At 72.0% G+C, this 4,970-nt stretch carries 6 protein-coding genes and 1 pseudogene; 2 read left to right on the forward strand and 5 right to left on the reverse strand.

What is annotated here, in order from left to right; translation table 11 throughout:
- A pseudogene (locus tag ACOV8S_RS21860) lies at positions 1–489 on the reverse strand (hypothetical protein); the annotation flags it as partial.
- Between the two features lie 132 nt (positions 490–621).
- On the opposite strand from ACOV8S_RS21860, the gene ACOV8S_RS21865 reads away from it, so the two are divergent.
- On the forward strand, positions 622–1,320 hold the full coding sequence (locus tag ACOV8S_RS21865; protein WP_448319621.1) for a TetR/AcrR family transcriptional regulator: 699 nt from the start codon (positions 622–624) through the stop codon (positions 1,318–1,320).
- 100 nt (positions 1,321–1,420) lie between these two features.
- Positions 1,421–1,843: a Zn-ribbon domain-containing OB-fold protein gene (locus ACOV8S_RS21870; protein WP_448319623.1), complete on the forward strand. Its 423-nt coding sequence runs from the start codon at positions 1,421–1,423 to the stop codon at positions 1,841–1,843.
- An 83-nt stretch (positions 1,844–1,926) separates the two neighbouring features.
- On the opposite strand, the gene ACOV8S_RS21875 is transcribed toward ACOV8S_RS21870, so the two are convergent.
- The 4 genes from ACOV8S_RS21875 to ACOV8S_RS21890 form a co-directional block, all read right to left on the reverse strand.
- On the reverse strand, positions 1,927–2,130 hold the full coding sequence (locus ACOV8S_RS21875) for a hypothetical protein (protein ID WP_108955618.1): 204 nt from the start codon (positions 2,128–2,130) through the stop codon (positions 1,927–1,929).
- 66 nt (positions 2,131–2,196) lie between these two features.
- On the reverse strand, positions 2,197–2,910 hold the full coding sequence (locus tag ACOV8S_RS21880; RefSeq protein ID WP_448319625.1) for a L,D-transpeptidase family protein: 714 nt from the start codon (positions 2,908–2,910) through the stop codon (positions 2,197–2,199).
- Positions 2,911–3,118: 208 nt separating this feature from the next.
- Positions 3,119–3,748 (reverse strand): MBL fold metallo-hydrolase, encoded by a 630-nt coding sequence (locus tag ACOV8S_RS21885; RefSeq protein ID WP_108955620.1) that lies wholly within the window; start codon positions 3,746–3,748, stop codon positions 3,119–3,121.
- Positions 3,745–4,833, reverse strand: coding sequence for an S-(hydroxymethyl)mycothiol dehydrogenase (locus ACOV8S_RS21890; protein ID WP_448319626.1), 1,089 nt, complete (start codon positions 4,831–4,833; stop codon positions 3,745–3,747). The genes ACOV8S_RS21885 and ACOV8S_RS21890 overlap by 4 nt, the downstream gene beginning before the upstream one ends.
- Positions 4,834–4,970 lie beyond the last annotated feature (137 nt).

Genomic DNA, 4,970 nt, shown 5'->3' on the forward strand with positions numbered 1-4,970 from the left:
GACCAGGACGTCCCCGTATGCGATCCGGTCCAGGTCCTCGGGCGGCAGGACGCGCAGTCCCACGGAGTCGGCGCCGAGCTTCGGCTTGACGACGTAGGCCTCGGCCGCCGGCAGGCGGCCGAGGTCCTCCGGCCGGTCGACGGTGGGGATGACCGGGTGGCCCTCGGCGGTGAGGTCGAGCAGGTACTGCTTGCCGGCCATGTCGCCCTTGCCGGTGAGCTCGTTGTACACGCGGGTCCCGGCGGCGAGCGCCCTGTCGCGGAAGTCGCGGTGGGCGTCCAGGTGGCCGAGGACGGGTCCGCTGTTGCGGACGAGCACGGCGTCGAAGGAGTCCATCAGCGCGGCCGCCTGCCGGGGGTGGCAGAGGGCGACGTCGAAGTCCTCGCCGAGGCGGGCGGACAGGTCGATGTCCTCGTCGCAGTACCGGCGTCCCGCGGCCGGGTAGGCGAGATCGGTGACGTGCAGGAGGCGGGGACGGGCGGGCGGCATGGGCTTCTCCTCGGAGGGGTCGACGCAGGGCGGCTCGAGGGCGTCGGCGCAGGTCAACCTAGCTGGTGCACTGCGTTCCCCCCGGGAGGGGACGGAGTGCCGCCCGGCCCGGTCGGTGCTACGTTTCGCGGCATGAGTTTCCCGTCGAAGCCGCCGATGCGTGACGCGCTGGTCGAGGCCGCCTTCCGGCTCTTCCTGGAGCGGGGGTACGAGCAGACGACGGTGGAGGACATCGTCACGCTGGCCGGGGTCGGCCGCCGCTCGTTCTTCCGGTACTTCCCCTCCAAGGAGGGGGTGGTCTTCCCCGACCACGAGCGCCGGCTGGCCGAGGTGACGGAGTTCCTCTCCGGCAGCGGCCGCGACGAGGACCCGGTGGCGCGGGTCTGCGAGGCGGTGCGGCTGGTGCTGCGCCTCTACACCGACAATCCGACCTTCTCGGTGCAGCGTTACCGGCTCACCAAGACCGTTCCGGGCCTGCGCGCCTACGAGTTGTCCGTGGTGTGGCGCTACGAGCGGACCTTCGCCGGGCACCTGCGGGAGCGGCTGGCGGACCGGCCCGACGGGGCGCTGCGGGCGGACGTGATAGCGGCGGCGGTGGTCGCGGCGCACAACAACGTCCTGCGGTCCTGGCTGCGTTCGGAGGGCGAGGGCGACGCGCAGGCGGCGGTGGAGCGGGCGCTGGACTACGTGCGCGAGGCGTTCGGCGACGGCGCCGGGCCGGACCGCCAGGACGAGGACGTGGTCGTGGTGGTCTCCCGGCGCCGGGCGCCGATGTGGCAGGTGGTGCGCGAGATCGAGTCGGCGTTGGGCCCCGGCACAGAGGACCGATAGACGGTACGCAGTGCCTTTACGTGTGGCACTGGGTGCCATACGCTGTGCTTCGCGCGCGGGGGCGCCGCGCGCCGGGGACGCCCCGTCCGAGCGCAGGGAGATGACCGTCGTGTTCCAGTCAGGATTCGCCTCTCACCCGGCCACCGGCTTCTCCGCGACGGGCGTGCTCGACCACGTCGCCCAGGAGACCGAGGCCCTCAGCTACCAGAGCTGCACCTGGTGCGGCACCGCGATGTACCACAAGCTGCTGTGCCCGGTCTGCGCGGGAAGCGAGCTGCGGACGGAGCGCAGCGCGGGCACCGGGACGGTACTGCGCTCGACGGTGGTCCACCGGAACACGCCGTCGGCCCGCAACGTCTCGCTGATAGAGATGGCCGAGGGCTTCGTGGTGCGGGGCCGGGTGACCGGTCCGCCGGCCGGGGTGCACACGGGCGACCGCGTCCGGCTGGTGACGGCGAAGGACCCGGTGCGGGGCGAGCCGGTCTTCCAGCTGACGGACGACACGCACCGTTCCTGGCACTGACGGCCGCGGAACGCGGTCGCGGGCGCCGGCGTTGTCGGACCCGCGCCCCCGCCGGGCGGGGACACGGGATGCGGAGGAGGTCCTCAGGAGGCCCGGGCCGGACGGCGGCGGGACTTGGGCCGCGGAGTGGCAGCGGCCCACTCCCCCACCAGGCGCTGATACCTGCGGCGCTGCTCGTGGTCGAGCCGCCCGCCGGACTTCATCAACAGGTCCCGGATCTCCTCGTTCACCTCTGCCGCCGAACGCAGGCGGACGGTTTCAGGAGTGGTGGACATGTTGTGAAGCATACGGCGGAAAGCTGGGGGACGATGTGAGCAATCCGGCGAAAACGCGCGTAACGGACGTGTCTCTGATCACGTGCCGGGCTTGCGCCCCCATACGGACACCTCGTCGCCCTTGCGGAGCAACTCCCAGTATTTCTTGGCGTCCTTGGGCGTCATGTTGACGCACCCGTGCGATCCCGGCGGGGCCCAGACGCTCATCGCCACCGAGTGGAACGCCTGGCCGCCGTCGAAGAACTGGCTGTAGGGCATGGGCACGTTGTAGATGCTCGACACGTGGTCGATGTTGCGCCAGTAGACCTTCTTGAGGCCCGTGCGGGTCTCGTAGCCGTCGCGTCCGGTACGCACCGGGACAGGCCCGTACACCAGCTTGCGTCCGTCCTGGATCCAGCTCAGCTGGCGGGTGAGGTCCACGCAGGCGATGCGGCCCTTGTCGACGGGGCAGCGCCCGCTCTTGTTCGGGTTCGTGCCCGCCGCCCGCTGCCGGTTCATGAGGTCCATCACCCGCCAGGTGAGCGGACCCGCGTAGCCGGCGCTCGGCGTGATCAGGTGCTTGCGCTGGAAGGCGCGGATCGCCTCGCAGTCGGCGCGCGACTGCCTGCCGTCCACCGGCCTGCCGAGGAAGCCCTCGGCCTGCCTCTGGTAGGGGCCCGTACCGGCGGTGCAGGCGGCGGCGACGGTCGCGCCGTCCGCCGCGCCGGCCGGTGCCGCGCCGACGACGAGTGCGAGCGGCGCCGCGAGCACCGCGGCGAGCAGGGCGGCGCCCCGCCTTCGGATGTCCCCCATGACCCAGGGCCTTCCTCTGGTCCGTGTCGAGCTGGTCGTGCCGACAGCGGTCCGCGCCCTGGGAGCGGTCACGGGTCAGGCAGGCCGGCGAGGAAATGATGACATCACAAATCGGGCGCGCCGTGAACGGGGTGGGCACCGGCACGCCGCGAAGGCACTCCGGTTCACCGGCCCGGTCCAGCGGAGCGCCCGCTCGCCGCCGTGCGTCTCAGTGCCCTCGGGCGATCCATTCGTCCAGGTGAGGGGCCTCTTCGCCGATGGTGGTGCTGTCGCCGTGGCCGGTGAGGACCTTGGTCTCCGGCGGGAGCGTGAGCAACCTCTCGCGAATGCTTTCGACGATGTCCGGGAAGCTCGACCAGGACCTGCCCGTCGCGCCCGGCCCGCCCTGGAAGAGGGTGTCGCCGGTGAAGACGACGCCCAGGGCCACCGACCGCAGGCTGACCGCGCCCGGGGCGTGCCCGGGGGTATGGATCACCTCGAGGTCGGTCCCGGCCACCTCGATCCGCAGGCCGTCCTCCAGCCAGGCGTCGGGCAGCCGCTCCGGGTGGGTCTGCTTCCACAGGTGCAGGTCGTCGGGGTGCAGCCAGATCACGGCCCCGGTGCGTTCGGCGAGCTCGGGGGCGGCGTCGATGTGGTCGTTGTGGGCGTGGGTGCAGACGATGCCGGTCAGCCGGCGGTCGCCCACCGCCTCCAGGATCGCCTCCGCGTCGTGCGCCGCGTCGATCACCACGGCCTCGTGGTCGTCGCCGACGATCCAGACGTTGTTGTCCACGTCCCAGGTGCCGCCGTCCAGGCTGAACTGGCCGGAGGTGACGAGGCGTTCGATCCTGGCGGTCACGGGAGCACCACCACCGAGCGCAGGACGTCGCCGTGGTGCATGCGCTCGAACGCGGCCTCCACGTCGGTCAGTTCGATCGTCTCGGTGACGAACTTCTCCAGCGGCAGGCGGCCCTGGAGGTGCAGGTCGATCAGCATCGGGAAGTCGCGCGAGGGCAGACAGTCGCCGTACCAGGAGGACTTGAGGGAGCCGCCGCGGCCGAACACGTCGAGCAGCGGGAGTTCCAGCTTCATTTCCGGGGTGGGGACGCCCACCAGGACCACGGTGCCGGCCAGGTCGCGTGCGTAGAAGGCCTGCCGGTAGGTCTCCGGACGGCCGACCGCCTCGATCACCACGTCGGCGCCGAAGCCTCCGGTGAGCTCGCGGATCGCCTCGACGGGGTCGGTCTCCTTGCTGTTGACGGTGTGGGTGGCGCCCATGGTGCGGGCGGTCTCCAGCTTCCGGTCGTCGATGTCCACGGCGATGATCTTCGCCGCTCCCGCCAGGTTCGCCCCCGCGATCGCCGCGTCGCCCACGCCGCCGCAGCCGATCACCGCGACGCTGTCGCCGCGGCCGACGCCGCCGGTGTTGACGGCCGCGCCGATGCCCGCCATCACGCCGCAGCCGAGCAGGCCGGCGACGGCGGGAGAGACCGCCGGGTCGACCTTGGTGCACTGGCCGGCGGCCACCAGGGTCTTCTCGGCGAAGGCGCCGATGCCCAGCGCCGGGGTGAGCTCCGTCCCGTCGGTGAGCGTCATCCGCTGCGTCGCGTTGTGGGTGTCGAAGCAGTACCAGGGACGGCCGCGCAGACAGGCGCGGCAATGGCCGCACACGGCACGCCAGTTGAGGACGACGAAGTCGCCGGGGGCCACCTCGCTCACGCCCTCGCCGACGGACTCCACGACGCCGGCCGCCTCGTGACCGAGCAGGAAGGGGTAGTCGTCGCCGATGCCGCCCTGCTTGTAGTGCAGGTCGGTGTGGCAGACCCCGCAGGCCTGCACCTTGACGACGGCCTCGCCCGGTCCGGGGTCCGGCACGACGATCGTCTCGACCCGCACCGGCTCGTTCCTGCCTGGAGCGACTACGCCGCGTACTTCCTGCGCCATGGAGTGACCTTTCGTCGGTGACGTGAACCGGGCCCGGCCACCCAACGGTACGTCACGAGGGCATGTCCGGGGCGCAGCCGGTGGGGCTGTCACGCAGGTCAGCGGGCGCGCGCACGCCCGTGGAGGCGCCCCGGCCC

The sequence above is a fragment of the Streptomyces sp. CO7 genome, from assembly GCF_053474865.1.

Coding starts and splice junctions, on each gene's coding strand:
- ACOV8S_RS21865 (WP_448319621.1), top strand. CDS start 622: ATGAGTTTCCCGTCGAAGCCGCCGATGCGTGACGCGCTGGTCGAGGCC.
- ACOV8S_RS21870 (WP_448319623.1), top strand. CDS start 1,421: ATGACCGTCGTGTTCCAGTCAGGATTCGCCTCTCACCCGGCCACCGGC.
- ACOV8S_RS21875 (WP_108955618.1), bottom strand. CDS start 2,130: ATGCTTCACAACATGTCCACCACTCCTGAAACCGTCCGCCTGCGTTCG.
- ACOV8S_RS21880 (WP_448319625.1), bottom strand. CDS start 2,910: ATGGGGGACATCCGAAGGCGGGGCGCCGCCCTGCTCGCCGCGGTGCTC.
- ACOV8S_RS21890 (WP_448319626.1), bottom strand. CDS start 4,833: ATGGCGCAGGAAGTACGCGGCGTAGTCGCTCCAGGCAGGAACGAGCCG.